We start from the raw sequence: 21,981 nt of genomic DNA, 5'->3' as shown, positions 1-21,981 counted from the left end.
AAGAGGTTAACGAGATGGAAGTTATTCTGCTCGAGAAAGTTGCAAACCTTGGCTCCCTGGGTGACAAGGTAAAGGTAAAGGCCGGTTACGGTCGTAATTTCCTGCTTCCGTACGGCAAGGCAGTACCTGCCACTGAAGCAAACCTGAAGGCGTTCGAAGAGCGTCGCGCCGAGCTGGAAAAAGCGGCTGCCGAGAAGCTGGCCGCTGCCCAGAGCCGCGCTGAAGCGCTGGAAGGTCAGTCCTTCACCATCAGCTCCAAGGCTGGTGAAGAAGGCAAGCTGTTCGGCTCCATCGGTGTTCGCGACATCGCCGACGCGATCAGCGCCGCCGGTACCGAGGTCGAGAAGAGCGAAGTTCGTCTGCCGGAAGGTCCGCTCCGCGTGACCGGCGAGTACGACATCGAGCTGCAGCTGCACTCTGACGTTGAAGTGACTGTCAAGCTGGCCGTTGTTGCAGACTGATCTGTAGCATCGACAGGGGGCGGTTACCCGACCCCCGCTTGATTGAACGGGCCCGAACCGGAGACGGTTTCGGGCCCGTTGCTTTCTGGTATTCTTAGCGGTTCGTGGTATCCAGCAGAAGACGTTGTTATGGCCAAGCCCAATATCAAACCCGCAAACACCGACCTTGAAACCAGCCGCATCAAAGTGCCGCCCCATTCCCTGGAGGCTGAGCAGGCGGTGCTGGGTGGTCTCATGCTGGACAACCGCCGGTTCGATGAAATCTCCGAGATCATCTCCGCCGCCGATTTCTACCGCCAGGACCATCGGCTGATTTTTGGCGCGGTCGAGCGCCTGGCCAGTGAGAGCGAGCCACTGGACGTGGTCACCCTCGCCGAGTTCCTGGAGCGCGCCGGCGACATCGAAGACGCCGGCGGCCTGGCCTATCTCGCCGAGCTGGCGGAAAAGACCCCCGGCGCAGCCAACATCAAGGCCTACGCCGACATCGTGCGGGAGCGCTCGGTGCTGCGTCAGTTGGTGGAGGTGTCGGGCAAGATCTCCGACTCCGCGTTCAACCCCCAGGGCCGCAACAGCAACGAGATCCTGGACGAGGCCGAGCGCAGCGTGTTCCAGATCGCCGAGTCCCGGGTCAAGGAAGGCGGCGGCCCCCAGGCCATCAATCCGATCCTGACCAAGACCCTGAGCCGAATTGAAGAGCTGTTTGAGTCCGGCGAGCAGACCACGGGTCTGACCACCGGGTTCCGGGACCTGGACGACCGCACCTCCGGTATGCAGCCGTCCGACCTGATCATCGTGGCCGGTCGCCCGTCCATGGGTAAGACCACCTTCGCCATGAACATCGTCGAGAACGCCCTGATCAGCACCGGTACCCCGGTCCTGGTGTTCAGTATGGAGATGCCCGCCGACGCCCTGGCCATGCGGATGTTGTCCTCCCTGGGCCGCATCGACCAGACCAAGGTCCGGGGCGGCAAGCTCGAGGAGGACGACTGGCCGCGCCTGACCTCCGCCGTGAGCCTGCTCAAGGACAAACCCCTGTACATCGACGACACCCCGGGCCTGAGTCCCACCGAAATGCGCTCCCGGGCGCGCCGGATTGCCCGGGAAAACGACGGCAAGATCGGCCTGATCATGGTCGACTACCTGCAGCTGATGCGGGTGCCCGGCAACACCGAGGGCCGGACCGCGGAGATCTCGGAAATCTCGCGTTCCCTGAAGGGCATCGCCAAGGAACTCAGTTGCCCGGTGGTAGCGCTGTCTCAGCTCAACCGGAGTCTGGAGCAGCGGCCCAACAAGCGCCCGGTCAACTCGGACCTGCGGGAATCCGGGGCCATCGAGCAGGACGCCGACGTCATCATGTTCGTGTACCGGGACGAGGTCTACAACGAGGACACCCCGGACAAGGGCATCGCTGAAATCATCATCGGCAAGCAGCGTAACGGGCCGATCGGCACGATACGGCTGGCGTTCATTGGTAAGTACACCAAATTCGAAGACCTGGCCCACGGCGACTACGGTGACGATTACTGATGCCTCGTCCGACCCTTGCCCGCATTGATCTCGAGGCCCTGCGCCACAACTACCGGCAAGCGTCGGAACGGGCCGCGCCGGCCCTGGCCATGGCCGTGGTCAAGGCCGACGGTTACGGGCACGGCATTGCCCAGGTGGCTCAGGCGCTCTCCGACGCCCCCAAATACGCGGTCGCCTGCCTGGAAGAAGCCCTGGCCATTCGCGCCGCCGGACTGCTGCAGCCGGTGGTGCTGTTGCAGGGCGTGCACAGCGCGGGTGATCTGGACCTGTGTCTGCAGCGGGGCTTCGAGCCGGTGCTGCACGGCCATCAGCAACTGGACTGGCTGGAGCAGGGCGAGGCCCGCCCCACCTTCTGGCTCAAGGTCAACACCGGCATGAACCGGCTCGGTTTTCATCCCGACGAGCTGGCCGACGTTATGGCCCGGCTTGACCGCCTCGGGGCCCGGCCCGGTTTGCTCGGGTTCGTCACCCACTTCGCCTGCGCCGACGACAACGACAGCGCCATGACCGAGGAGCAGACCGCCTGCTTTGTCGAGGCGACGGCGCCCTGGCCGGAGCTGATGAAAAGCGTTGGCAATTCGGCCGCGCACTTCATTCCCGGCCAGCCCCTGTTCGATTGGAGCCGGCCCGGCATCATGCTGTACGGCGGCTCGCCGCTGCTCGGCAAGATCGGCCCGGAGCTCGGCCTGAAGCCGGTGATGTCGCTGCAGGCGCCGCTGATGTCGGTGCGCACCATCGAGGCGGGCGAGTCGGTGGGATACGGTGCCGGCTTCGTCGCCGACCGGCGTTTGCGCATGGGCATGGTCGCCATCGGTTACGGTGACGGCTACCCCCGGCACGCGGGCACGGACACGCCCGCGGCCATCAATGGCCGGCGCATTCGCCTGATCGGGCGGGTGTCCATGGACATGCTGGCGGTGGATTTGAGCAACGTCCCGGACGCCCGAGAGGGCGACGTGGTTGAACTCTGGGGCGAGACGGTGGCGGTGGATGAGGTGGCCCGCTGTGCCGGCACCATCGGTTATGAGCTGCTGACCGGTATCACCGCGCGGGTGCCGCGGGAATACCGGTAGCGCAGGAGATCCGGCCCGGAATCAGGCGGTTTCGGGCTCGTGAATGATTTCCTCGATGAAGTCGAGGATGGCCGCCAGGCTCCGATCGTCCAGTTTTTTCAGGACCTTGTGGACCACCATCTTGCTGCCCTTGAGCATGCTGCTGATGCCCACCCGGGCCATGCCCATCAACATGCTGCTGGCGTTCAGGCGGCGCAGGGGCTCCAGAAAAAAGAAATCCAGGCCCGAGTCGGTCATTTCTACAATCAGTTCGAACAATTGGTCGATGGCCTGTTTGTCGGCCTTGCCGCGGTTGCGCAGCTCGGTCACGGTACTCAGGGCGCGGGAGCGCAGTTCGTCGGGAATCGGCGCCACAATGTGGCTCTGTTGCTTCAGCATGTCGAATCCTGTTGTTATAGGCAGTTGATGGCAAAGGCGAAAAGAAAACTGCCGATGGTTGGTGTTGGCTGTTATTGTAGGGACCGGTGTGGGGCTGCCATTGGCCTGACCGGTCGGGAATTCCGTCATATCAGTGAAAGTCTGGAGGCAACGACTCCTCGTGCATGTGCTTGTAGTCCACGATTATGGTCCGCTCGGTAAGCTGGTCCTGGAACGTCTGCGGGATACCCCCTTGCAGGTCAGCCCACTGCTGGTCAGCGATCCGGCCAGTGCCAATCTCAATGCCCTGGAGAACTGGATTCCCGAGGACACCGACCTGATCGTCAATGCGCTCTGGCTGTCCGACCCGGAGGTGGCGCAGCAGGACCCCGAGAGCACCCACAAGGCCGCGTTCTGCCTGCCGGTGGCCATTGCCGAGTACGCCCGGGATCGTGGCATGGCATTGTTTCAGTTGTCATCGTGCTACGTATTCGATGGCCGCAAGCAGACCGGCTACATCACCTCCAACCCCGGTCAACCGTTCAACGAGCTGGGCAACTGGCAGTGGGAGTGCGAGCAGGCGTTGCGCACGCTGCTGCCCCGGCACATCATCCTGCGCACGGGCTGGAGCCTGTCGCGCTTCATCCGCAAGGTCCAGGCCAGCACCGCGGCCAGCCAGACCCTGTCCCTGCCCGGGCGCTGTCGTGGTCAGCCGGTGGCGGTTCGGGACCTGGCCCGGGTCATCACCGCGGTGATCATGCAGATCGATTGCGGCGCGGAAGTCTGGGGCACCTACCAATACGCCGGCGCGGAAGAGATCAATCTGTACGAACTGGGGTTGGCGATCGCCGGTCTGCCGGGCATTCCGGAAGGCATTCGGGTGGTGGACGAGGTGCCGTCCTGGGGCCAGCTGGAGCCGCTCAACACCACCCTGATCTGCACCAAGATCCGCAACACCTTTGGCATCAAGCAGCAGCCCTGGCGCTCCGGTCTGGTCGATGAGATTGCCATGTTGAAAGCGCCCAACGGCCGGGACGCCAAGGCACCGGCGGAATAGCGCGACGCCTGGAGCGTCGGTTACTGGCAGCGTTGGCGGGTGAATTCCCGGGTGATCTTCTGCAGCGCCTCCAGGTCCTGCAACTCCACCTCCCGGCCCCGGGCCTTGATCAGCCCCTGTTGCTGAAAGCGGGTGAACACCCGGCTGACCGTTTCCACCGCCAGACCGAGAAAGTTGGCGATGTCGTTGCGGGGCATCGGCAGGCTGAACCGGGTGCCGGACAGGCGCCGGCGCTGGAACCGGCTCGACAGGGACAGCAGCAGGGCGGCGATGCGCTCCTCGGCGGTGTTCTTGCTCAGCAGCAGGGCCAGCTGGTGGCTGTTGCGGATTTCCTGGCTCATCAGGTAATACAGGTGGTGCTGCAGATCCGGCAGCTTGACCGTCAGCTCTTCCAGTTTATCCACCGGAAACTCGCACACGTTGGTGCGCTCCAGCGCCCGGGCGGTGCAGGCGTAGTGGTTGTCGCTCATGCTGTCGAGCCCGATCAGCTCGCCCGGCAGATAAAATCCGGTGACCTGCTCCTCCCCCGATTCGGTCACGATCGACGTTTTCACGGCGCCGCTGCGCACCGCAAAACAGGAGCGGAAGGGCGTGCTCTGATCGAAGATGTGCTCGCCTCGGTCGAAGACCCGACCCTGCCGGACGATGTCCTCAAGCCGATCCAAGTCGTTGTCCTCAAGCGCCAGGGGCAAGCAAAGATTGCTCAGGCTGCATTGATGGCACGAGGCTTTGAGAGCTGGGGGAACCTGACGGTAGGGGATGGCTTGAGTCATAAACGGGGTTTCGTCTGAATTGATCCGGATCAATTCTCGTACCTTAGTACGGAACCCCGTTTTTGCCAATCCTGCGGTGTCTTGAGAGGCCCTAAAAAATCGCGGACCAGAGAGGGTCCGCGACAGATAGGGAGCGCGCGCCCAGAGGACTGAGCGCTGCGGGAAAAGCCTGGTGGTGGCTACTCTCAGAGCTTCTCGAACACCAGCGAGGCGTTGGTGCCACCAAAGCCAAAGCTGTTGGACATGACCGTGGTCAGGTCCGCCGGTTTGGAGGCCGGGCCGACCAGGGGCAGGTCGCTGATCTTCTCGTCCACCTGGGTCAGGTTGGCGGTGCCGGCCATGAACCCGTTCTGCAGCATCAGCAGTGAGTAGATGGCTTCGTGCACGCCCGCCGCGCCCAGGGAGTGGCCGGACAGGGACTTGGTGGAGGAAATCGCCGGGACGTCGCTGCCGAAGGTTTTGCGCACCGCGCCCATTTCCGCGACATCGCCCACCGGGGTGCTGGTGCCGTGGGCGTTGATGTACTGCACCTTGCCCCGGATGGTGGCCATGGCCTGTTCCATGCACCGCTGGGCGCCTTCGCCGGAGGGCGCGACCATGTCGTAGCCGTCCGAGGTGGCGCCGTAACCAGTCAGCTCGGCGATGATGTTGGCACCGCGTTTTCTGGCGTGCTCCAGTTCCTCCAGCACCATCATGCCGCCGCCACCGGCGATGATGAAGCCATCGCGACCGGTGTCGAAGGGCCGTGAGGCGGTGGCCGGGGCGTCGTTGTACTTGGTGGACAGGGCGCCCATGGCGTCGAACATCATGGTCAGGCTCCAGTCCTCCTCTTCACCGCCGCCGGCGAACACGATGTCCTGCTTGCCCGACTGGATCTGCTCCATGGCATGGCCAATGCAGTGGGCGCTGGTGGCGCAGGCCGAGGACATGGAGTAGTTCACGCCACGGATCTTGTAGGCGGTGGCCAGGCACGCCGATACCGTGCTGGTCATGATGCGCGGCACCATGTACGGACCAATGCGCTTGACGCCTTTCTCGCGCATGATGTCGGTGGCCTCAACCTGGCTGGAGCAGGAGGCGCCGCCGGACCCGGCGATCAGCCCGGTGCGGTCGTTCGAGATCTGCTCCTCGGTCAGGCCCGCCTGGGCAATGGCCTGCTCCATGGACAGGTAGCTGTACATGGCCGAAGGCCCCATGAACCGGCGGATCTTGCGGTCGATGACCGAGGTGTCGACATCCGGTGTGCCGGAAACCTGGCTGCGAAAGCCCATTTCCTTGTAGGTGTCGTTGAAACGGATGCCGGATTTCCCGTTTTTCAGGCTGTCCAGTACCTCATCCAGGGAATTGCCAAGGCAGGACACGATGCCCATGCCGGTGACGACGACGCGTCTCATACTTTCCTCCTCTGTGGCCCGCTGCTGGGGCCGAACCGTTCGAGCAATGTCACTGTCACACAGTGTAAGGGCTTTGCCCGAACCGGGATATGTGACCTTGGTAAGGGACAGGGATACGGGTCAATGACGAGGGCAGGGTCAGGACGCGGGCGATAGCCGTTACGTACAAGGTTGCCAGCCCCGGGCTTGCTAGACTGGCCTCAACTTCGGACAACAACAAGGGAGCAACACCATGCGTTCATTGCCTCAGTTTCTGGGCGACTACGGCGAGAGCCACCAGAATTCCTTTAACCAGTGGGTGCACATTGTCTGTGTGCCGGCCATCGTCTTCTCCACCCTCGGGCTGCTGTGGCTGATCCCGATCGGCAGCTGGCTCGGCCTGACCGGCGCCGCCGCTGAATGGCTGAATGGGGCCACGGTGCTGGCGGCCGTGTCCGGGGTGGTGTATCTGCGCCTGTCGCTGGGCGTGTTCGTGCTCATGGCGGGCTGGTTTGCGGTTTCCGCCTGGATCATCCAGTCCGTGCTGGCGGCCGGCTGGTCCCTGTTCTGGACCAGTCTGGTGGTGTGGATCGCCGCCTGGGCGCTGCAGGTCTACGGCCACAAGATCGAAGGCAAGAAGCCGTCGTTTGTCGAAGACCTGGTGTTCCTGCTGATCGGGCCCATCTTCGTCAGCATCGAGTTTGCCGCCAAGCTGGGTATTCCGGTGCCATACGCCCTGAACAGCCACGACAAGAACCAGTCCGGCGGTCACATCCAGGGCCACTGAGCTAACCGCGCCGGCCCGGCCCGACGGACCGGGTTGATGGCGCCGAATGATCGAAGCCGGGGCTGGTGAAAGCGCCGAACTGGGGTATGCTTTGGCCATCGTCCAGACTTGCGAGCCAGCCCGGATATGCAGCAGTTCTCCAACGGCACCCTGTTCCTCTGGCCCGATCACTGGCAGGTGGTCGGGCAACTCGTGCCCAATCGTCCCCATCGCCACACCAGCGCGTCCTGGCTGGTCGGACTCGATGGCCCCTTCCAACTTCAGGTAAATGGCCAGTGGCGCTCGACCCGGGCGGCCTTGGTGGCGCCGGAAGTGGAGCAGTCCCTGGACCCCGGCAGCACCCGGATGTGGGGCGCGCAGCTGGATCCGGACAGCGCCCTGTGGCGTTCGCTGCTGCCACTGCTGGCTGGCGCCGACTCGGTGGACCTGGGGACTGCCTCGGAAACCCTGGCGCTGGGTCCGGAGTCTGATTGCGCGACCGTAGCCTCGGCGCTGACCGAGGCCATCGAGCAGGTCGGTACCACCCCGACGGCCATCGACCCCAGGGTCGAACAGGTGTGTGCCTGGCTGCGCTCGGCGCTGCCGGACAAAATCGACGTGGGGGAGCTGGGCGCGGCGGTGGGACTGTCGGCGTCCCGACTCAGTCACCTGTTTCGCCAGCAGACCGGCGTCACCCTGCGTCGGTTCCTGCTGCAACTGAAGATGAACCAGGTGCTGGCGCACTGGGAGCCGGGCAAGTCCCTGTCGCGCTTGGCCATGGAGGCCGGGTTCTACGACCAGCCGCACTTCGTGCGCACCGCGCGCGGCATGTTCGATGCCTTGCCCTCGGACTACGCCAGTGGTGGCCGGTTCAGGATTTGCCGCTGCGGCCTTTCTTCCTAGTCTTGCCCCGCGCTTCGTCCCGGGCGGCTTTCTCTTCGGCGGCGCGAGCCGCTTCCTGGGCTTCCCGCTCCACCATCTCCGGGGTTTCCAAAGAAATCCGGCCCAGGGTGCCGGCGCGGAATTCGTTCAGCAGGATTTCCGAGACCTTGTGCAGGTCGGGGATGCCACCCCGGCTGAAAAACCGGCGCTTTTCGGCGATGCCATCCATCACCCCCAGACCGTCGGGGGGCAGCGGGTCGAAGCCGTAGCGGGCGGCCACCAGTTCCGGGTAGGCCTGACGCAGGTAGTCGGCCTCAAACAGCGCGACGTCCTCAAAGTCCAGGACCGAGCTGCGGATGGCGCCGGTCACTGCCAGCCGGTAGCCGCAGGCCTCCGGGGACAGCTTGGGCCAGAGGAAGCCGGGGGTGTCGTACAGCAGGACGTTGTTGGGCAGCTTGATCGCCTGCTGGGCCCGGGTCACGGCCGGCTCGTTGCCGGTTTTGGCCGCCGGGCGACCCGCCAGGGTGTTGATGATGGTGGATTTGCCGACGTTGGGAATGCCCAGGATCATCACCCGCAACGCCCGTTTCTGGCGGTCGTGGTCCGGAGTCATTTCCTCGGCCAGCTTGAGGATGCCCAGGGCTTCGCTGCGCTGGTTGTGGGTCAGGGTAATGGTGCGCACGCCCCGTTCCCGTTCCAGCCACGCCTGCCATTGCTCGGTGATGTCCGGGTCGGCCAGGTCGCGCTTGTTCAGCACCTTGATCAGCGGCTTGTCGCCACGCAGGGACGGTACCAGCGGGTTTTCGCTGCTGAACGGAATGCGCGCGTCCAGCACCTCGATGATCAGGTCCATCTGGGGCATGACCTGTTTGATCTCCTTGCGGGCCTTGTGCATGTGCCCCGGAAACCAGTTGATTGCCATCTCGTGTACTCCGCTGGTGGTTGAACGGCGCCATTATGAAGGGGAATGACCAAATTTTCACATTTGTTTGAGCCCGCGCGTGTGGCGGTTTGAGCGGCGGCGTAGTGAGAAATATGTACAAAAACCGGGGCCATCGGGATGCAAACCGGGGCGTAGGTGTTTTAGGGTGTAACACCTGACGAATCATATTGATGCATTCCGGTGGTTTTTACGTTGTGGCCACCCCGTTAACGGAGAAGTTTATGAAGCTCGCAAAAGTCTTTGGTTCTGCACTTGTGGCACTGACCCTGTCCACTCCGGCCCTGGCCCAGCAGGCCGCTGGCGGTCAGCCGGACCAGGTCGATCAGCTGGCCCAGATGGTGGGTCTGTCCGACGACCAGCAAAGCGAAATTCGCGGCATCATCGATGACATGCAGGGCGAGATTGGCGAACTGCGCCAGGAAGCCCGCGCCCTGCAGCAGCAGATGCAGGCCGAGATCAAGCCGGACTATGACGAGGACTCCATCCGGGACAACGCCGAGGAGCTGGGCGAGGTGACCGGTGAGATCGCGGCACTGTCCACCCTGATGCAGGCCAAGGTCGACAGCGTGTTCACCGAGGAGCAGCGTGAGACCCTGGACCAGCGCATGCAGCAGATGCAGCAGCAAATGCAGCAGCAGCGTCAGATGATGCAACAGCAGCAGGGCGGTTAAACCGGCCCGCAAGGCACGCTGAACGCAAAAGGCCGCATCCCAGGATGCGGCCTTTTTTTGTGCCCGGAGGATTCCGGTCAGTCGGTGTCGGTCGGCCCGAAAGGTTTGATCATCACGATCAGCCGGGGCAGCAGGGTAAGGGCGCCGAGCAGGGCCATGAACATGGCGAACCCGGTGAACAGGCCGAAGTAGATGGTGGGGATGAAGTTGGACAGCACCAGGATCGAGAAGCCGGCCACGATGGTCAGGGAGGTGTAGAACATGGCCTGGCCGATGCTGCGGTGGCACCGGTGCATGGTCGCCAGATAATCCCGGTCTTTGCTGAACTCGGTCTTGAACCGGTGGATGTAGTGAATGGTGTCGTCCACCGCGATGCCCACGGTGATGGCGGCCACGGTGATGGTCATCATATCCAGGGGAATGCCGAGCCAACCCATCAGGCCCAGCACCGAGCCGGCGGCGATCACGTTGGGCGCAATGCCAATAAGCGCCAGCTTGAGCGAGCGGAACAGCAGCAGGAACATGGCCATGATGGCGAGGAAGACCACGCCAATGGTCTTGATCTGTGAGTCGAACAGGCTTTGCAGCATGTTGTTGTACATCACCGTCATGCCGGTAAACAGCACCTGGTCGGGCTCGTAGCCCAGTTCCGTGGTCAGGTGCTCGTGGATGCGGTTCAGCAGGGCCTCACGCCGCAGTTCCGGCATGGTTTCCAGGATCCGCACGCTGAACCGGGCCTGGTCGTGTTCCTCGGAGATGTAGGGGGTCAGCAGCACGTCCTGCAGGTCGTCCGGAACCGCGGCCGGCACAAAGGCCAGTTCCAGGGCATCCAGGCGTTCGCCCTGGTTGATCTGCGCCAGGATATCCAGGGTGGTGTCGATGGACAGCACCTTGCCGGTTTCCGGCAGGCTGTCCAGATAGGCGTGCACCTGCCCGAGTTTGCGCATCTTCTGGTAGGTGTACCAGGTGTCCCGATAGGTTTCGGCCTCGCCGCAGTCGTCCAGGAAGGGGTCGCAGCCGCTGGCGAAGGGGTCGCTGTCGCCGGTAGCGCTTTCCGGCGCCGGATCGTCGGTGATCACCACGTCCAACGGCGTGGTGCCGCCGAGCCGGTCGTCGATGGTGATCATGCCCTGGTGGATTTCGGTGGAGTCTTTGAAGTAATCGATGAAGCTGTTTTCCACGGTCAGCCGGCTGACTCCCACCGCGCACAGCACCGCGATAATCGCCGAGGCCACCAGCACCGTGGTGCCAAAGCGCTCGGTAAAGCGGGCGAAGGCATCGGTGAAGGGGACCCGGTCGGACGTGACCCGGGCGTCCAGCGGCGGTGGCAGCAGGGCAATCAGGCAGGGGAACACCAGGAAGGTGATCAGGAAGGCCACGGTCAGCCCCAGGGTCATCATCCAGCCGAAGTCGATGACCGGACGAATGCCGCTGAAGGTCAGCGAGCCGAAGGCGACCATGGTGGTGATCGCCATGTAGAAACAGGGCTTGATCATGGCCATGAGGGTCTGGCTCAGGATCGCCCTCGGCTCGGCGTCCGGCTGGTCATGCTGGAACTCCCGGTAGCGCACGATCAGGTGGATGGTCAGGGACAGGGTCATGATCAGCAGCAGGGCCACAAAATTGGCCGAGATCACGGTCACCGGCCACTTGGCCCAGCCCAGGAAACCGACCATCATCCACACCGTGAAGCCGCAGCAGAGCATGGGAATCAGCACCCAGCGCCACTGCCGGAAGATGATCGCCAGGGTCAGCACCAGGAACACCAGCACCCCGAGGCCGAAGGTCGACAGGTCGTTCTGGATAAACCGGATCATGTCCGACACGATCATCGGCACCCCGCCCAGGTGAATCTCGGCCCGGTCCCGGTACTGCTCCAGGATGGCGCGCACGGTATCGATGGTTGCGTCCCGCTCCTCGCCCAGCCGCTCGGTGTAGCGGATAAAGGCATCGCTGGCGGTCTCCAGTTGCGCCAGTTCGGCGTCTGAGGCCTCGCCTGCGGCCGCCTTGTCCCGTAGCCGGTTGCGCTCGCCGAGCAGCTCGAAATAGCGCTCCGGTGTCGGCAGGTTGACCTGGATGGCGGTGGTACGGGCGTCTTCGCTGATCAGCAGGTTGGGGTAGAGCGGGTTGTCCAGCAGCGCCTGGCGGGCGGTGTCCGGCGGCACCTCGTCTTGGTCCAGGGTCTTGATCTCGGTATCGACCGTGTCCAGGGTCAGCGCCTCGCTGTGCAGCAGCGGCACGTTCAGGATGCTGTTGGTGGAGCCGACCGCCTCAAGCGCCTGCAGTTCGTCCCGCAGGGCCCGCAGATCCGCCAGTCCCGGTTCGGAGAACAGCTCGTCCCGGGGGCTGTAGGTGACGATCAGGAAGTCGTCCGAGGTGGTGAAGCGCCGGTTCACCGCGCGGTACTGTTCCAGGGACCGGTCGTTCTCCAGAACCAGGGATTCGGCCGAGGCATCGAGCCGGAACTGGCCAAATTTCACCGCGGCCAGGGCCAGCAGCAGGCCGAACACAACGAGAACCCAGGCGGGGTTGGGGAGGATCAGACGATCGTAGAGGGCGCGAAACCGGTCCATGAAGCAACTACTCTGCGGGAAACGAGTGCAGAGTGTGCCACAAACCCATCATAACTGTGACCATGAACCGGCGCTTTGGCCCGGTCGTGCGACCTTAGTCGACGGCTTTGACCGGAATCTGCATGGCGTTGGTGGCCTGGGGCACCTCCGGCACGGCCAAGCCGAGGTTGTTCTGGTCGAACACCTTGTCGGCCCGGTAGCTGGAGCGCACCATTGGACCGGACGGGACTTCCATGAAGCCCTTCTCCAGGCCGATTTCCCGGAACCGGTTGAATTCTTCCGGGGTGACGTAACGCTCCACCGGCAGGTGGTTCGGGGTTGGGCGCAGGTACTGGCCCAGGGTCAGGATGTCGACGCCGATGGCACGCAGGTCGTCCATGGTCTCGAGGATTTCCTCCTCGGTCTCGCCCAGGCCCAGCATCAGGCTGGTCTTGGTGAGTACGTCCGGCCGGTGCTGCTTGGCGTGGGCCAGTACGCTCAGGGTCTTTTCGTAGCCGGCCCGTGGGTCCCGTACCCGTGAGGTCAGGCGTTTGACGGTTTCCACGTTCTGGGCAAACACGTCCAGGCCGGAATCCACCACCTTTTCCACGTGGGGCATGACCGCGTCAAAGTCCGGGGTCAGGGCTTCCACCGCCACATCCGGTGTGCGCTGCTTGATCGCCGACACGCAGGCGGCGTAATGGCCGGCACCGCCGTCGTCCAGGTCGTCCCGGTCCACCGAGGTCAGCACGATGTAGCGCAGCCCCATGAGTTCCACCGACTTGGCGGTGTTTTCCGGTTCTTCGTGATCAAGCCAGCCCTTGGGGTTGCCGGTGTCGACCGCGCAGAACTTGCAGGCCCGGGTGCAGACCGAGCCCATCACCATGATGGTGGCAGTGCCAGCGGCCCAGCACTCGCCGATGTTCGGGCAGTGGGACTCCTGGCACACGGTGCTCAGCCGGTGCTCCGACACATTCTTGCGCACCGCCTCATAGCGCTCGCCGCCGGGCATCTTGGCCCGGAGCCATTTGGGCTTGCGCTCGACCGGCTTGGCTTCCGACGTCCCGCTCGAGCTGCGCTTGATGCCATCCTTGATGGCGGAAAAGCCGTGCTCGTTACGGAATTTGGAACCACTGGTGATGCGGGATTTTGCGCTGTCGCTCATAGCAACCGGACTCTCGTAAAAAAGGGAATAGCCAGACAGTAAAGAGTAATGGCGGCGACAGGCAGTTACAAGGCAGGTACGGGCAATCACGGGCATGCCGGGCACGACATTGGTCGTACCCGGCGGGAGGGGGCAACGGATGATCAGGCCTGGGCGGCGTCCAGGGCCTGGCGGATGTCGGCGATCAGGTCATCGACGTGCTCGATGCCGATCGACAGCCGCACCAGGTCCTCACTGACACCGGCGCTCTTGAGCTCGTCCGGGCTCAGCTGGCGGTGGGTGGTGGTGGCCGGGTGACAGGCCAGGGACTTGGCGTCGCCGATGTTGACCAGGCGGTAGATCAGTTGCAGGGCGTCGATGAACCGGGCGCCGGCCTCGCGCCCACCCTTGATGCCGAAGCTCAGGATGCCCGATGCCTTGCCGCCGCAGATCTTCTCGCAGGTGGCCTTGTAAGGGCTGTCGGCGAGGGCGGCGTAGTTGACCCATTCCACGGACGGGTGCTGTTGCAGGAAGTTGGCGACCTGCTCCGCGTTCTGGCAGTGGCGCTCCATGCGCAGGGACAGGGTCTCCAGGCCCTGCATGATCAGGAACGCGTTGAAGGGCGCCAGCGCTGCGCCGGTGTTGCGCAGGGGCACGACCCGACAGCGACCAATGAAGGCCGCCGGGCCCAGGGCGTCGGTGTAGACCACGCCGTGATAGGACGGGTCCGGTTCATTCAGCATCGGGAACTTGTCGGCGCTGGCCTTCCAGTCGAACTTGCCGGAATCCACGACGATGCCGGCCACGGTGGTGCCATGGCCGCCGATGTACTTGGTCAGTGAGTGCACGACGATGTCGGCGCCATGGTCAAACGGTCGGCACAGGAACGGCGTGGCCACCGTGTTGTCGACAATCAGCGGAATGCCGTGGCGGTGGGCAATCTCGGCCCAGCGCTCAATGTCGACCACGTTGCCGGCCGGGTTGCCGATGGATTCGCAGAACAGGGCCCGGGTGTTGTCGTCGATGGCCTGCTCGACCGCGGCGAAGTCGTCGTGGGGCACCATCCGGCAGTCGATGCCCTGGTTGGGCAGGGAGTGGGCGAACAGGTTGTAGGTGCCGCCGTAGAGCTGGCTGGTGCTGACGATGTTGTTGCCGACCTTGCAGATGGTCTGCAGCGCGTAGGTGATGGCGGCCATGCCCGAGGCCAGGGCCAGGGCGCCAATGCCCCCTTCGAGCTGGGCCATGCGCTCCTCCAGCACCGCGTTGGTGGGGTTCATGATGCGGGTGTAGATGTTGCCCTGTACCTTGAGGTCAAACAGGTCGGCGCCGTGCTGGGTGTCGTCGAAGGTGTAGGAGGTGGTCTGGTAAATGGGCGTGGTGGCGGCGTGGGTGGTTGGGTCGCCGTCGAAACCCGCGTGCAGAGCCAGTGTTTCAAGTTTCATTGCTACGTCCTTACATTGGTTTGTTGCTGTTGTTGGTTGTCGTGCTGGCGTTGTCCGAGTATGCCACAGAGTCCCGGACCAGATAGCGCCCGACTGGCGGCGCCCGGGATCAGACCAGGGCGCCGTGCACCAGCGCCCGCAGTTCCTGGCGGATCGGGTAGGCGGAGGACGGCATCAGCTGGGTCATGAAAACGACCACCAGTTCCTCCACCGGATCCACCACAAAGTAGGTGCTGGCCAGTCCGCCCCAGCCAAACTCGCCCACCGAGCCGATGGTGCCGGCCCCGGCCACCTCGGTGCGCACCGAGAACCCCAGGCCAAAGCCGTTGCCCGCGTACGGGGTCTCGCTGAAGGCGCCAATCGACAGGGCGGGAAGGTCCTGGTTCCCGGGCAGGTGGTTGCAGCGCATGTATTCCAGGGTCTTGCGCCCGATGATGCGCTGGCCCTGGTAGGCACCGCCCTGGCACAGGGCCTGGGCAAACCGGTGGTAATCGTCCACGGTCGACACCAGGCCGCCGCCGCCGGACAGGAAGTTCGGGTTGCGTAGGTACCGGGAGCGTTCGGGATCGTCCTGCAACTTCATGGTGTCGCCGGGCTGGTGCAGGTAGCAGGCGGCGAAGCGGTCGAGCTTGGCGGCGGGCACCTGGAACCCGGTGTCGTCCATGCCGAGCGGGTCGAAGATGTGGTCCCGGAAATAGTCGTCCAGAGGCTGGTCGGACAGGCGCTGGACCAGGTAGCCAACCACGTCGGTGGCGACCGAGTAGTTCCAGGCCGACCCCGGCGAGAATTCCAGGGGCAGCTCGGCCAGACGTTCCACCAGCTTGTCCAGGGTCAGGCTGCCACCGCCGTCCAGTTTGAGCTGACGGTAGGCGGCATCCACCTGGGTGCGGTCGAGCCAGCCGTAGGTCAGGCCGGCCGTGTGGGTAAGCAGGTCCCGGATGGTCATGGTGCGGCTGGGTGGCTCGGTCTCAAACGTCGGCCAATGGCCGGATTTGTACACCTTCAGGTCCTTCCAGGCCGGGATGTACTTCTGGACCGGGTCGTCCAGCTGGAACCGGCCCTGCTCGTACAGCTGCATCATCGCGATGGAGGTCACCGGCTTGGTCATGGAGTAGATCCGGAACAGGGTGTCCCGGCGCGCTGGTTTCTGCCGTTCCACGTCCATCAGACCCTGGGCGTGGGTCCAGACCACCTGCCCCTGCCGGGCCACCAGTGTCACGGCCCCCGGCAGCTTGCCGGGTTTCAGGTAGTTGGCATCGATGTGATGGGCGATGCGTTCCAGGCGTTCGAGGTCGAGGCCAGCGACGGTGGTCCGGGACATGGGCGGCTCCTTGAGGCAAAACCGGAGCTTAGGACATTCTGGCGGTTCCGAGAAGGGGCAGGGCGGATCACCGCTCTCGGTTTCTACGGTTCATTTTCTGCCAGCCGGCAAGCACAATAGGCCGCCGAGAAACGGAGGTTGCTAAGTATGACGAATTGGGTGTTTCTGGCCATGGCCATTGTCGCCGAAGTGGTGGCAACGTCGTCACTCAAAGCCAGCGAGGGTTTTACCCGGCTCTGGCCGTCCGTGGTCGTGGTGGTCGGCTACGGCGTGGCGTTCTACCTGCTCGGCCTGGCGTTGCGAACCATCCCGGTTGGCACTGCGTATGCTATCTGGGCGGGCCTAGGGATTGTCCTGGTGGCGGCCGCCGGCTGGCTGGTGTTTGGCCAGAAGCTGGATGCCTGGGGTATTGTTGGCATGGTGCTGATCGTGTCCGGGGTGTTTGTGTTGAACGTGCTGTCGAAGACCAGTGTCCATTGAGCAGGATCGATGACTCTACCCAGTAAGCCGGTGTTGGCCTGGTTTGGTGTGTTGCTGCTGCTTGGCTCAGAGCTTGGCCGGGCGGAGCCGTTGCGCATCCTGGCGCCGGATCTGCCGGGGGCTTCCGAGGTCGGCGGTTCGGGTCGGGACGCCGAGACCGTGCGTCAGGTCCTGGCGCGCTGTGGCTACCAGGCGGAGTTCACCATCCAGCCCTTCGGACGGCACCTGGTGACCTATCGGGAGTCAGACAAAGCCGACGCGGTCATGACCGTACCGCTGGGCCAGGAGCTGGCCGGGGCGTCTACCGCGGCCTACATCTGGTACCAAAATGGGGCGGTGTACGACGCCAACCGGATCGGCTCGCTGGATGACCTCGACGATCTCCGGGGACTTGACCTGGTCACCTTCAAAAATGGCATCCAGCTGTTGGAGCTGGACGAACTGGAGCCTGAACTGGGCAACCTGTTCGAGATCGCCAACCAGCGAATCCACTCCCACCTGCTGTTGCTGGGGCGCGTCGATGCCATCCTGGCCGATGGCCTGATTGTCTCCGAGGTCAATCGCCAGATCCTGACCTCGGAAATCCGCACCTTGAACCTGAAAGGCACGCCGGCGCTGCGCTTCGCCCCGATCTTCACCCCGGCCCCGTACAAGATGGTGTTCCGGAAGCGCGAGCTGGCGGAAGCCTTCGACGCCTGCTACGACGAGGCCTGGGCCGAGGGTGTGGTGTACGAGATTAATGAGAAGTACATCGGGCCGTTTCAGCAGGAGCTGGGCCACCGCTACCTGGGGTTCTGAGCGGGGTGTCAGTCGTTGCGCTGCTGGCGCTGGCGCCTGAGGTAGTCGCTGATCGACGGGTAGAAGAACACCAGCAGGCACACGGCAAACAGAGCCAGGGAAATGGCAATGGCCTTCAGGTTGGTGCCCGCAGCCAGCAAACTCGCTGGTACCACTAGAACCACCAGAAACAGGGACTCGGCGTGTCGAGACGGCATGATCGGTAAAACCGGTGTGAGGATGTCAGGTCGTCATAGTACGGCATTGCCGCCCGATGAATTGTTAAAGCTTGTGTAATTTGTGTGTACCCGGCGCCGGGTGCGCCGGGACAGGGGTTAACGAGCCTGCTGGGACTGCCCGGAGGGCGCCGGCTGGCGGGCATCCGGGTCCGGAAACACGGTGTCGTAACACCAGGTAAAGGCAAAGGCGTACACCAGGTAGAACACCACGAAGGCGACATCGACCAGCAGCGCCTCGAGCAGACCAATGCTCATCCACCAGGCGATCACCGGCAAAAACGCCAGCATCAGTCCGAATTCGAAGCCCAGGGCGTGCAGGCAGCGCAACGCCAGGGACTTGCGGGTCGAGCCGGTCAGCCGTTTCAGGCCGTGGTCGAACAGCAGGTTGTAGAGGTAGTTCCAGACCGTCGCCATGGTGGCGCCGGCCACACCCAGGACCCCGGTCTTGCCCAGGTCGAAGCCGAAGGCAAAGGCGGCCAGGGGGATGGAGAGCAGAAGGCCGATGGATTCGAACAGAACGGCCTGACGGATTCTATCTTTGGTGGTTCGCATAACAAAGGAAGATACGACGGCGGGTCGTCCCGCGTTCATGTCCAGGGAAGGGTGGGGGCGTCCCCAGTGGCTGGACCCGGCGCAATGCCTGGCAGCCGGTGGCATCATGCCTGTTTGAAAATCGGGTAGCAAGATAGGGATTGTACGCTATAGTCCAGTATCGGCGACGGGTTCGTCGATGCGGTAAAGTCACCACACTTGGACACAAAGCACCAATCATGGATGAGTATCTGGTGCCTCGGAGACCGATCATGGAACGATTGCGCTCACTCACCCCCTTGCTGTTCCTTGCCCTGCTGCAGATGGCCCCCTGGCCAGCGTTATCGGCACCGTCGGCGCCGAAGATCGTGGCCGTGTTCGAGGGCATCAAGCGCGAGATTGCGGTGGACGAGGGCCGGCTCGTTGGCCGGTTTGCGTCCTATTACCGTTGTGTCTTCGAACGGGTCGACGGGGATTTTCAGTTCGTGGAAATGCCCCTGGCCCAAATGCTGTACCAGCTGAAAAAAGGCGGGATCGCCGCAGGCCTGCCGCTGGTGCAAACCTCGGATCGGGACGAGTACGCCGATTTTGGCGGCCTGTTGTTCCAGACCGAGTACGTCTACCTGTTGTTGAAGGATCTGCCACCCCTGGGCAGCACCGAGGGCCTGACCTACGCCTTCGTCCGGCGCTTTGTTGGCGATCAGCTGCTGCAGGGCCAGAATCCCAGAGTCATTCACGTCTCTCATTGGGGCCAGGCGGTGGAAATGCTGAAACTGGGGCGGGCCGATGTGGTGGTGTTGCCCTGGGTGCTGGTGGACAAGTACATGGACGGCTACCAGGGCGATTACTTCGAACGGACCGCGGCCTGGGTCAATCTGTCTTTGTATGTGTCCCATGCCCACGGCGACAGCCAGTTGACCGCGAGCCTTCGCCGCGCGATTCGCACGTGCCGGTACCGGAACGACCTGGATTGAGGGGGGCAGAACAAAAAAAGGGCCACGATCTGCATCGTGGCCCTTTTCGAAGTCTGGTAGCAAGGGGCGGAGTCGAACCGCCGACCCCAGCATTATGAGTGCTGTGCTCTAACCAACTGAGCTACCTTGCCATTTCGAATTCAACTTCAGAGTCCCCTCAAAATTCGGTGGTTCACAGCACTCAAATCTCAACTCTGAATGTGTAGTCTATCTCTTTTTTCTCTTTGTAATCAATAAACTGATTCTCTTTGTGCGCAATCATAGTCCCAAGCGAGCCGGTTCCCATCGATTCAATAGCGTGCTCATGACTGCGGGGCGAATGGTTGTAAACAAAAGGCAGTTTGGTCCCAAATGAGCATTTCCGGACCCCATAGGGACCCCCGATATCCGGACCCCCGGCGGACCCCCGATCAAAAATATCAGGTATTATGTAGATTCGGGCCAGTCTGCGGACCCCGGTGCGGTTTAAGGTTGATGTCAAAGAAAGAAGGGGTGGAACCCCAGGAGAATGGCGTGAAGGAGAAACTGACAGACAGGCTGATTAATTCCCTTGCTCCCACAGACAAGAGATACGAAGTGAGGGATACGGTTGTCCCCGGGTTCTTGGTAAGAGTCGGAGTGACTGGGCTGAAGTCTTACTACCTGGTCTATACGGGAGAGGATGGTAAGCGCAGCAAGTACAAGATCGGGCTTTGTGATGCGGTGTCTCTCGCTGACGCTCGTGAGGAGGCGAGGCGTAGGGCTGGCGAGGTGGCGGCCGGGAAGAACCTCAACCAGGTCAAGAAGGAGGCACGTCAAAAGTCTATAGCGGAAAAGTCGCAGAAGCTGGGCACTTTTATCGATGACATCTATAGGCCGTGGCGGGAAGCTGAGCGGAAGAGGGCAGACGAGGACCTGGATCGGCTCAAGCTGCATTTCGGGGGCTGGTATTCAAAGCCCATGACTGAGATCACTGAAAGAAAGGTCTTGGAGTTCCGGCAGAAGCGCCTGGGTAAAGGGATCTCTGAGAAGACGGTGAATCGGGATATCGCTGCGCTCATGGCTGTGCTGTCTCATGCAGTTCGCGTTGGTGTGCTGAAAGAGAGTCCGCTGAAGAAGTTCAAGCAGCTGAAGGTGGATATGCGCACCAAAGTCCGTTTCCTCTCTAAAGAAGAGGATGCGCGTCTGATGGAGTTGCTGGAAGGACGTGAGGCGAAGGCCCGGGAGGGTAGGTCGAGCTACAACCGCTTCCTGAAAGACCGGAAGAAGCCGTTGAAGCCGGAGATCCGTGAGGATCAGTTCAGTGATCACGTGTACCCGCTCATTCTGATTGCGATCCACACCGGGTGCCGGCCGGAGGAATTGTTGGAGCTGGACTGGAAGAACGTGGACCTCGGACACAAGACCCTGACAGTTGTGGGTGCCGGCGCTAAGAGCGGTCAGACTCGGCACATTCCTCTGTCAAACAAGGCCGTTGAGGCGTTTGAACGGTGGCAGCGGAGCCCGGGGTCTAAGAAGAAAGGCCTGGTTTTCCCGGGCAAGACCGGCAAGCCGATGGAGCGTCTGCCTAGGGCGATCACTCGTGTCATTGAGAATGCGCAAATCGAGGACTTCCGGCCTTACGACTTCCGGCATACCTTCGCGTCCAGGTTGGCCTTGGCGGGTGTTGATCTCAATACGATTCGGGAATTGCTCGGGCACGAAGACATCAGCACTACACTGATCTATGCTCACCTCACTCACGATCACAGAAAAGAAGCTGTTGCGAGAGTCTTCGGGTAGTAAAACGACAGCCTGGAGGGGCGGGTACTATCGTTGGAAAGGGAGTTTAGCTGTTGATCTCTAAAGAAGAAGAAACTAGCAAGTTAATGCAGGCTTTTCTCACAGACGATGAGCTTGCGTTGGTCGTTCGTTCTCACATCAAAGTCGAAGAGCAGCTGGATCATGTCCTACTGCTTAATGTCGAAGAGCACAAATATCTCGACAAAATAAAGCTAGAGTTTTCAGAGAAGGTCCTTCTGGCTGCCGCGCTCGGGATGGATGAGGATCTCATACGGCCACTGTCTGTGCTCGGTAATATTCGCAATAAGTTTGCTCATAAGACCGACTCTGAGTTGACGAAAAGTGATGTGAATAATCTCTACAGTGCTTTTACTGCTCAGGGTAAAGAGGTCTTGCAGAAGACTATCAAGCACAACCCTGATCGGCCGCCCCAACTCGCTTTGAAATATGGTGATCTGAGCGTAAAAGAGAAGTTCGTTCTCATGACTATATTCTTGCACAGCTCGCTGCGTGGAATAGTTCACGACGAAGTTGAGCGTATGCAGGCTGTGATAAATGAGGATTCTGGCGTAGCTGGAGGTGATGAATGAGCACGCGAGCATCGATATCAGGCAGCGAAAAGTACCACCTTTATACTGAAGAGCTACTCTCTGACGATCCGAGGTCGGTCTTCCTGGATCTTACCCCGCCGCCCTCATTCTCCGTTTCGAAAGAAGTCTTTGGGGGCAAAATGATCGAGCAGCTTACTGCTGAGATTCCCGCCGAAATCATGGATGAGATGGCTATAGAGTGGATTAAACATCGAAAGCTCCAAGGAGCAGTAGGTGGGCCCGTAGGGGCAGAATGGGGTAGTCCTGATTGCCCTTACGATTGAAAA

Annotated in this window: 23 protein-coding genes and 1 tRNA gene; 13 read left to right on the top strand and 11 right to left on the bottom strand. The window is 62.2% G+C overall.

Going from position 1 to position 21,981, the window contains the following annotated elements; genetic code table 11:
• Window positions 1–14 precede the first annotated feature (14 nt).
• The 3 genes from rplI (at window position 15) to alr (ending at window position 3,061) form a co-directional block, all read left to right on the top strand.
• Window positions 15–461 carry a 50S ribosomal protein L9 gene (rplI, locus tag U5822_RS02740; protein WP_322854088.1) on the top strand — a complete coding sequence of 149 codons (447 nt, stop codon included), beginning with the start codon at window positions 15–17 and terminating at the stop codon, window positions 459–461.
• Window positions 462–590: 129 nt separating this feature from the next.
• Entirely contained in the window at window positions 591–1,988 is a 1,398-nt protein-coding gene (dnaB, locus tag U5822_RS02735; RefSeq protein WP_322854087.1) for a replicative DNA helicase, read from the top strand.
• On the top strand, window positions 1,988–3,061 hold the full coding sequence (gene alr, locus U5822_RS02730; protein WP_322854086.1) for an alanine racemase: 1,074 nt from the start codon (window positions 1,988–1,990) through the stop codon (window positions 3,059–3,061). The genes dnaB and alr overlap by 1 nt, the downstream gene beginning before the upstream one ends.
• Window positions 3,062–3,082: 21 nt before the next feature.
• Here alr and U5822_RS02725 read toward each other — a convergent pair whose 3' ends face one another.
• Window positions 3,083–3,439, bottom strand: coding sequence for a hypothetical protein (locus U5822_RS02725; protein ID WP_322854085.1), 357 nt, complete (start codon window positions 3,437–3,439; stop codon window positions 3,083–3,085).
• A 160-nt stretch (window positions 3,440–3,599) separates the two neighbouring features.
• Between U5822_RS02725 and U5822_RS02720 the strand changes: the two genes are divergently transcribed.
• The gene (locus tag U5822_RS02720) at window positions 3,600–4,475 is read left to right on the top strand and encodes a sugar nucleotide-binding protein (protein ID WP_322854084.1); all 876 of its coding nucleotides are present in this window, start codon (window positions 3,600–3,602) and stop codon (window positions 4,473–4,475) included.
• 20 nt (window positions 4,476–4,495) lie between these two features.
• Here U5822_RS02720 and fnr read toward each other — a convergent pair whose 3' ends face one another.
• Both fnr and fabB read right to left on the bottom strand, forming a co-directional pair.
• Window positions 4,496–5,248, bottom strand: coding sequence for a fumarate/nitrate reduction transcriptional regulator Fnr (gene fnr / locus U5822_RS02715; RefSeq protein WP_322854083.1), 753 nt, complete (start codon window positions 5,246–5,248; stop codon window positions 4,496–4,498).
• 185 nt (window positions 5,249–5,433) lie between these two features.
• Window positions 5,434–6,642: a beta-ketoacyl-ACP synthase I gene (fabB, locus tag U5822_RS02710; protein ID WP_322854082.1), complete on the bottom strand. Its 1,209-nt coding sequence runs from the start codon at window positions 6,640–6,642 to the stop codon at window positions 5,434–5,436.
• Between the two features lie 232 nt (window positions 6,643–6,874).
• On the opposite strand from fabB, the gene U5822_RS02705 reads away from it, so the two are divergent.
• Both U5822_RS02705 and U5822_RS02700 read left to right on the top strand, forming a co-directional pair.
• On the top strand, window positions 6,875–7,408 hold the full coding sequence (locus U5822_RS02705; protein WP_322854081.1) for an Mpo1 family 2-hydroxy fatty acid dioxygenase: 534 nt from the start codon (window positions 6,875–6,877) through the stop codon (window positions 7,406–7,408).
• 126 nt (window positions 7,409–7,534) lie between these two features.
• Window positions 7,535–8,290 carry a helix-turn-helix transcriptional regulator gene (locus U5822_RS02700; RefSeq protein WP_322854080.1) on the top strand — a complete coding sequence of 252 codons (756 nt, stop codon included), beginning with the start codon at window positions 7,535–7,537 and terminating at the stop codon, window positions 8,288–8,290.
• Here the strand turns inward: U5822_RS02700 and ylqF are convergent.
• Window positions 8,259–9,191: a ribosome biogenesis GTPase YlqF gene (gene ylqF, locus U5822_RS02695; protein WP_322854079.1), complete on the bottom strand. Its 933-nt coding sequence runs from the start codon at window positions 9,189–9,191 to the stop codon at window positions 8,259–8,261. The two genes, U5822_RS02700 and ylqF, sit on opposite strands and share 32 nt — an antisense overlap.
• A gap of 242 nt (window positions 9,192–9,433) precedes the next feature.
• On the opposite strand from ylqF, the gene U5822_RS02690 reads away from it, so the two are divergent.
• Window positions 9,434–9,883 (top strand): Spy/CpxP family protein refolding chaperone, encoded by a 450-nt coding sequence (locus tag U5822_RS02690; RefSeq protein WP_322854078.1) that lies wholly within the window; start codon window positions 9,434–9,436, stop codon window positions 9,881–9,883.
• 77 nt (window positions 9,884–9,960) lie between these two features.
• On the opposite strand, the gene U5822_RS02685 is transcribed toward U5822_RS02690, so the two are convergent.
• The 4 genes from U5822_RS02685 to U5822_RS02670 form a co-directional block, all read right to left on the bottom strand.
• A complete protein-coding gene (locus tag U5822_RS02685; protein ID WP_322854077.1) occupies window positions 9,961–12,456 on the bottom strand; it encodes an efflux RND transporter permease subunit in 2,496 nt (831 codons plus the stop codon).
• 94 nt (window positions 12,457–12,550) lie between these two features.
• On the bottom strand, window positions 12,551–13,600 hold the full coding sequence (gene lipA, locus U5822_RS02680; RefSeq protein ID WP_322854076.1) for a lipoyl synthase: 1,050 nt from the start codon (window positions 13,598–13,600) through the stop codon (window positions 12,551–12,553).
• Window positions 13,601–13,743: 143 nt separating this feature from the next.
• Window positions 13,744–15,021 carry an O-acetylhomoserine aminocarboxypropyltransferase/cysteine synthase family protein gene (locus U5822_RS02675; RefSeq protein WP_322854075.1) on the bottom strand — a complete coding sequence of 426 codons (1,278 nt, stop codon included), beginning with the start codon at window positions 15,019–15,021 and terminating at the stop codon, window positions 13,744–13,746.
• 109 nt (window positions 15,022–15,130) lie between these two features.
• Window positions 15,131–16,342 (bottom strand): serine hydrolase domain-containing protein, encoded by a 1,212-nt coding sequence (locus tag U5822_RS02670; protein WP_322854074.1) that lies wholly within the window; start codon window positions 16,340–16,342, stop codon window positions 15,131–15,133.
• Window positions 16,343–16,489: 147 nt separating this feature from the next.
• On the opposite strand from U5822_RS02670, the gene U5822_RS02665 reads away from it, so the two are divergent.
• Complete coding sequence (locus U5822_RS02665) at window positions 16,490–16,822, top strand: DMT family transporter (protein ID WP_322854073.1); 333 nt, start codon at window positions 16,490–16,492, stop codon at window positions 16,820–16,822.
• Window positions 16,823–16,831: 9 nt separating this feature from the next.
• Complete coding sequence (locus U5822_RS02660) at window positions 16,832–17,620, top strand: transporter substrate-binding domain-containing protein (protein ID WP_322854072.1); 789 nt, start codon at window positions 16,832–16,834, stop codon at window positions 17,618–17,620.
• A gap of 8 nt (window positions 17,621–17,628) precedes the next feature.
• Here the strand turns inward: U5822_RS02660 and U5822_RS02655 are convergent, their stop codons facing one another.
• Both U5822_RS02655 and U5822_RS02650 read right to left on the bottom strand, forming a co-directional pair.
• Window positions 17,629–17,817, bottom strand: a complete 189-nt coding sequence (locus tag U5822_RS02655; protein WP_322854071.1) for a hypothetical protein — start codon at window positions 17,815–17,817, stop codon at window positions 17,629–17,631.
• Between the two features lie 117 nt (window positions 17,818–17,934).
• The gene (locus tag U5822_RS02650) at window positions 17,935–18,390 is read right to left on the bottom strand and encodes a PACE efflux transporter (protein WP_322854070.1); all 456 of its coding nucleotides are present in this window, start codon (window positions 18,388–18,390) and stop codon (window positions 17,935–17,937) included.
• A 251-nt stretch (window positions 18,391–18,641) separates the two neighbouring features.
• Here U5822_RS02650 and U5822_RS02645 point away from each other — a divergent pair, with 251 nt between their 5' ends.
• The gene (locus tag U5822_RS02645) at window positions 18,642–19,343 is read left to right on the top strand and encodes a substrate-binding periplasmic protein (protein ID WP_322854069.1); all 702 of its coding nucleotides are present in this window, start codon (window positions 18,642–18,644) and stop codon (window positions 19,341–19,343) included.
• 54 nt (window positions 19,344–19,397) lie between these two features.
• Here U5822_RS02645 and U5822_RS02640 read toward each other — a convergent pair.
• Window positions 19,398–19,474 (bottom strand) — tRNA-Met (locus tag U5822_RS02640).
• Window positions 19,475–19,856: 382 nt separating this feature from the next.
• Here U5822_RS02640 and U5822_RS02635 point away from each other — a divergent pair.
• From U5822_RS02635 to U5822_RS02625, 3 genes are read left to right on the top strand one after another with little or no spacing between them, the layout of a single operon-like run.
• Window positions 19,857–21,104 (top strand): site-specific integrase, encoded by a 1,248-nt coding sequence (locus U5822_RS02635; protein ID WP_322854068.1) that lies wholly within the window; start codon window positions 19,857–19,859, stop codon window positions 21,102–21,104.
• 53 nt (window positions 21,105–21,157) lie between these two features.
• Window positions 21,158–21,694: a hypothetical protein gene (locus U5822_RS02630; protein ID WP_322854067.1), complete on the top strand. Its 537-nt coding sequence runs from the start codon at window positions 21,158–21,160 to the stop codon at window positions 21,692–21,694.
• A complete protein-coding gene (locus U5822_RS02625; RefSeq protein ID WP_322854066.1) occupies window positions 21,691–21,978 on the top strand; it encodes a hypothetical protein in 288 nt (95 codons plus the stop codon). The genes U5822_RS02630 and U5822_RS02625 overlap by 4 nt, the downstream gene beginning before the upstream one ends.
• The last annotated feature ends 3 nt before the right edge of the window (window positions 21,979–21,981 follow it).

Origin of the sequence: Marinobacter qingdaonensis, assembly GCF_034555935.1 — a bacterium.
In the GTDB taxonomy this organism is placed as follows: Bacteria; Pseudomonadota; Gammaproteobacteria; order Pseudomonadales; family Oleiphilaceae; genus Marinobacter; species Marinobacter qingdaonensis.
Note: the sequence above shows the minus strand (reverse complement) of the source record. Positions and strands in the feature narration are given on the sequence as shown.

What these genes read in the sequence shown, in the direction of transcription:
- rplI (WP_322854088.1), top strand. Translation starts at nt 15, where the DNA reads ATGGAAGTTATTCTGCTCGAGAAAGTTGCAAACCTTGGCTCCCTGGGT.
- dnaB (WP_322854087.1), top strand. Translation starts at nt 591, where the DNA reads ATGGCCAAGCCCAATATCAAACCCGCAAACACCGACCTTGAAACCAGC.
- alr (WP_322854086.1), top strand. Translation starts at nt 1,988, where the DNA reads ATGCCTCGTCCGACCCTTGCCCGCATTGATCTCGAGGCCCTGCGCCAC.
- U5822_RS02725 (WP_322854085.1), bottom strand. Translation starts at nt 3,439, where the DNA reads ATGCTGAAGCAACAGAGCCACATTGTGGCGCCGATTCCCGACGAACTG.
- fnr (WP_322854083.1), bottom strand. Translation starts at nt 5,248, where the DNA reads ATGACTCAAGCCATCCCCTACCGTCAGGTTCCCCCAGCTCTCAAAGCC.
- fabB (WP_322854082.1), bottom strand. Translation starts at nt 6,642, where the DNA reads ATGAGACGCGTCGTCGTCACCGGCATGGGCATCGTGTCCTGCCTTGGC.
- U5822_RS02705 (WP_322854081.1), top strand. Translation starts at nt 6,875, where the DNA reads ATGCGTTCATTGCCTCAGTTTCTGGGCGACTACGGCGAGAGCCACCAG.
- U5822_RS02700 (WP_322854080.1), top strand. Translation starts at nt 7,535, where the DNA reads ATGCAGCAGTTCTCCAACGGCACCCTGTTCCTCTGGCCCGATCACTGG.
- ylqF (WP_322854079.1), bottom strand. Translation starts at nt 9,191, where the DNA reads ATGGCAATCAACTGGTTTCCGGGGCACATGCACAAGGCCCGCAAGGAG.
- U5822_RS02690 (WP_322854078.1), top strand. Translation starts at nt 9,434, where the DNA reads ATGAAGCTCGCAAAAGTCTTTGGTTCTGCACTTGTGGCACTGACCCTG.
- U5822_RS02685 (WP_322854077.1), bottom strand. Translation starts at nt 12,456, where the DNA reads ATGGACCGGTTTCGCGCCCTCTACGATCGTCTGATCCTCCCCAACCCC.
- lipA (WP_322854076.1), bottom strand. Translation starts at nt 13,600, where the DNA reads ATGAGCGACAGCGCAAAATCCCGCATCACCAGTGGTTCCAAATTCCGT.
- U5822_RS02675 (WP_322854075.1), bottom strand. Translation starts at nt 15,021, where the DNA reads ATGAAACTTGAAACACTGGCTCTGCACGCGGGTTTCGACGGCGACCCA.
- U5822_RS02670 (WP_322854074.1), bottom strand. Translation starts at nt 16,342, where the DNA reads ATGTCCCGGACCACCGTCGCTGGCCTCGACCTCGAACGCCTGGAACGC.
- U5822_RS02665 (WP_322854073.1), top strand. Translation starts at nt 16,490, where the DNA reads ATGACGAATTGGGTGTTTCTGGCCATGGCCATTGTCGCCGAAGTGGTG.
- U5822_RS02660 (WP_322854072.1), top strand. Translation starts at nt 16,832, where the DNA reads ATGACTCTACCCAGTAAGCCGGTGTTGGCCTGGTTTGGTGTGTTGCTG.
- U5822_RS02655 (WP_322854071.1), bottom strand. Translation starts at nt 17,817, where the DNA reads ATGCCGTCTCGACACGCCGAGTCCCTGTTTCTGGTGGTTCTAGTGGTA.
- U5822_RS02650 (WP_322854070.1), bottom strand. Translation starts at nt 18,390, where the DNA reads ATGCGAACCACCAAAGATAGAATCCGTCAGGCCGTTCTGTTCGAATCC.
- U5822_RS02645 (WP_322854069.1), top strand. Translation starts at nt 18,642, where the DNA reads ATGGAACGATTGCGCTCACTCACCCCCTTGCTGTTCCTTGCCCTGCTG.
- U5822_RS02625 (WP_322854066.1), top strand. Translation starts at nt 21,691, where the DNA reads ATGAGCACGCGAGCATCGATATCAGGCAGCGAAAAGTACCACCTTTAT.